The sequence below is a fragment of the Ruegeria sp. BI7 genome, assembly GCF_056537925.1.
In genome coordinates, this window is sequence record NZ_JBQFSK010000023.1 from 1 (window position 1) to 3897 (window position 3897).

General features: G+C 65.0%; 3 protein-coding genes. All 3 read left to right on the forward strand.

Annotated elements, in window-relative coordinates:
* Positions 1–1934: YjbH domain-containing protein (locus tag ACR0JB_RS21735; RefSeq protein ID WP_480790296.1), on the forward strand; the 1934-nt coding region annotated here is incomplete at its 5' end.
* Positions 1931–2584, forward strand: coding sequence for a YjbF family lipoprotein (locus ACR0JB_RS21740; RefSeq protein WP_170399309.1), 654 nt, complete (start codon positions 1931–1933; stop codon positions 2582–2584). The genes ACR0JB_RS21735 and ACR0JB_RS21740, both read left to right, overlap by 4 nt.
* The coding region (locus tag ACR0JB_RS21745) for a polysaccharide biosynthesis/export family protein (RefSeq protein WP_480790297.1) at positions 2574–3897 on the forward strand (1324 nt) is incomplete at its 3' end. The genes ACR0JB_RS21740 and ACR0JB_RS21745, both read left to right, overlap by 11 nt.

Consider the following 3897-nt stretch of genomic DNA (forward strand, 5'->3'; position numbering starts at 1 on the left):
CTGCGGGGTTGCGCAATAGCGGGCGGGGGACGATGACGTTCCAGATGCTGCCCTGGGTGCATGGCAGCTTCCGCTATGCGGTGATCGACAGGCTGGATGGGCCAGACACCACCCGGTATGACCGCAGCTTTGACATCCATTTCCGGTTGCGCGAGGAAAGTCGGCACAGCCCGGCCATCGTGATGGGGTTGCGCGATTTTGGCGGTACCGGCGTCTATGCGGCCGAGTATTTTGTGGCCACCAAGACCATTCAGGACCGGCTCAAGCTGACCGGTGGCATCGGCTGGGGCCGCATGGCGGGGCGGGGCGCGTTTTCGAACCCGCTGGGTGTGTTTGGCAGCCGGTTCGACACCCGGCCGCCGCCAAATTCGAACGGTCAGGGCGGTGAGCTGGAATTCGGCAACTGGTTCCGTGGCGATGCGGCGCTGTTTGGGGGCGCCAGCTGGCAATATAATGACCGGCTGACCTTTCTGGCCGAGTATTCCCCCGATCTGTACAGCCAGGAAGCGGTCAACGACAGTTTCCGGGTCAGATCCCCGATCAATGTCGGGGTCCAGTACCGGTTCGACAATGGCACGCAGCTGACCACATCTTATCTATATGGCTCCACACTGGGGCTGACGCTGAGCTATTTCGTCGACCCGCGCAAATCGGTGGCGCCGGGCGGACAAGGTGCCGCGCCACCGCCGTTGCAGCCCAGATCCCAGACCGCTGCCGCAACAGCGGACCGCGCGACCGGCGACATCCGGTCCCGGATGCAGGCCGCGCTGGCGCAGGAAGGGTTGCGGCTGGTCTATCTGTCGGAGACCGGCGATACGGTTCAGGTCGGGGTCGAGAACACCACCTATGGTCAGGCCGCCCAGGCGTTGGGGCGCACCGCCCGCGTGCTGACCAATGAGGAACCCGCCCAGACCGAGCATTTCGACATCGCTCTGATGTCGAACGGCGTGCCGCTGAGCGCGGTGCGGGTCAATCGCGACGACCTGTATGAGCTGGAACACGACCCCGACAATGCCTGGCGCAGCTTTGCCCGGGCCGAGGTGTCGGACACGCTGCCGCTGGTACAGGGCGGCATTCTTACGGATGCTTACCCGCATTTTTCCTATCGGTTTGGGCCGTATCTGAACTTTTCCTTCTTCGACCCCGACGACCCGCTGCGATACGAGGTGGGCGCCGCGCTGGGGCTGGATTACACGCTTTCGCCGGGCTTCACCCTGTCAACCGGGCTGCGGTTGCCGATCCTCAGCACGCTGGATGACAGCACCCGGGTCTCGGATTCGCCGCTGCCGCATGTGCGCTCAGACTGGGCGATCTATGCCCGCGAATCCAACCTGCGGATCGAACATATGACCGGCGAGTATCTGTGGCGGCCGGGCACGAACCTTTATGCCCGCACCACGCTGGGCTATCTCGAGACCATGTTCGGCGGGCTGTCGGCGGAACTGCTGTGGTATCCCACCAACAGCCGTCTGGCGTTGGGGGCCGAGGCCAATTATGCGGTGCAACGCGATTTCGACGTGCTGTTCGGCTTTCAGGATTATTCCGTCGCCACCGGGCATGTCTCGGCCTATTACGATCTGCCGGGCGAGTATCACGCGCAGGTCGATGTCGGGCGTTACCTGGCGGGCGATTATGGCGCCACCTTCACGCTGGATCGCGAGTTCAACAACGGCTTCAAGGTGGGGGCCTTCTTTACCCTGACCAATGTCAGCTCGGAAGAGTTCGGCGAAGGCTCGTTCGACAAGGGTATCCGGCTGGAAATCCCGGTCTCATGGCTGACCGGGCGTCCGTCGCGCAACAAGATCGCTCAGACCATCCGCCCCGTTCTGCGCGATGGCGGCGCGCGACTGCATGTGCGCAACCGGCTCTATGGCGTCACCCGCGAGGCCCGCGCGCAGAACCTGTCGCGCGGCTGGGGGAGGTTCTGGCGATGACAGCCCTGCGCCGCCCTGCCCTGTTGGCCCTGCTGGCCCTGATGCTGATCTCCTGCGGCGACGCGCAGGAAGATGTCGATCTGCTGAAGGGGGCGCTGTTTCCCAATGCGCCCCGGTTCCATCCGCGCGCGCAGGCGCTGGCCGCGCGCCGCCCGATCCCGCCGCGGCTTGAAGTCGGCTTTCCCGCCCGCGATCTGGCCGGGGTCATGCTGCTGGAGACCGAGCGCGCCGGGGTTCAGACCTGGCTGAGTGCGGATGGCGCCACCATCACGCTGGATCAGGGGCTGCTGACCTCGGCCAAGGGGTTCGGCGGCGGTCTGGCCGGATCGGATGTCAGCCAAAGCGCGGCGCTGATCCTGAGCGGCGGTTCGGGCCGGGCCGAGCGGTTCCACAGCTTTCTCAACGGCAATGACGAGATCGAGCTGCACGCCTATCGCTGCCGGATCACCCCGTTGGGGTCTGACCCGGTGGTGTTGCAGGGCACGCCCGTTGCCGCGCAAAAGCGGCAAGAGGAGTGCTATGGGGTGGCCGAGACCTTCAGCAACATTTACTGGGTGCAGGACAGCACCGGCCGCATCGTCCAGTCCTCGCAATGGACCGGCGATTTCCTGGGCAACATGGTCATAAAGGTGGTGCCCGATGAGAGTTGAGATTTTGAACAGCAAAGGACAGCGCGTGCGCCATTTCCCCCTTCTTCTCAGTGCGCTGGCCCTGAGCGGCCTGATCGCCGGATGTTCAACCATCTACCGCAGCCCCGCGGTGACCGCAGGCGTGTCGGATGCCGGCAAGGTCCGTGTCGTGCCGGTCACGCCCGAGACCGTGCTGGTGGCCAACCGCTCGCCTTATGCGCCCAAAACCCTGCCTTCGGTGTTTGGTCTGTCAACCGGATCGGGCTCCTCCACCAGCTTGCGCGGCACCGGCCCCCTGCCCGAGGCGCCCTCGACCCAGGACGGATCACGCGCCGGGCTGCAGCTGGACCCGCCACCGCAAGTGAACCCCGGCCCCTACACCATTGGCATCGGCGACGTGCTGGTGCTGTCCACGCCATCCACCCAAGGCACCGCCGGAGAGCTGTCGGGCCTGCTGGCCGCGCAGAACAGCCGCAACGGCTATACCGTGCAGGATGACGGCTCGATCAACATCCCCGATGTCGGCCGCGTGCGGCTGGTTGGCCTGACCGTGGACGAGGCCGAGGCGCTGCTGTTCCAGCGTCTGGTGGAGAACCAGATCGACCCCACCTTCAGCCTGGAAATTGCCGAGTTCAATTCCCGCCGCGTCTCGGTCGGCGGTGCCGTCGGCCAGCCCGGCATCCAACCCATCACCCTGACCCAGCTGACCCTGGGCGAGGCGCTGTCGGCCGCCGGGTCGGTCTCGGTCAGCGATATCGACAATTCCTCGGTGCGCATCTACCGCGACGGGCAGATGTATCAGATCCCGCTGGAAGATCTGTATGCGCGCACCGCCTTGCAGAACCTCAACCTGATCGCCGATGACTCGGTCTTTGTCGATACCGACTATGACCTGGACCGGGCCGAGCGCTACTTTGCCCAGCAGATCGCCCTGCGCGAGACCGTGCTGGAAGGCCGCCAGACCGCCCTGCAAGAGCTGAACGTGGCCGTCAATCTGCGCCGTGCCGATCTGGATGAGCGCCGCAACAACTTTGTTCAGTCCATCGAACTGGATGCGGTCGATCGCGATTATGTCTACCTGTCCGGCGAGGTCCGCACCCAGGGCCGCTATGCCCTGCCGTTCAACCACGCGGCCACCCTGGCCGATGCGCTGTTCGACACCGGCGGTGGCATCGCCAAGGAAACCGGCGACGCATCGGAGGTTTATGTGCTGCGCGCCGCAACCGACGCCCGCGAGTTCGGCGCCGTCACCGCCTGGCACCTTGATATCCGCAACGCCGCACAGCTGACCCTGGCCGCGCAATTCCAGCTGCGCTCAAACGACATCATTTTCA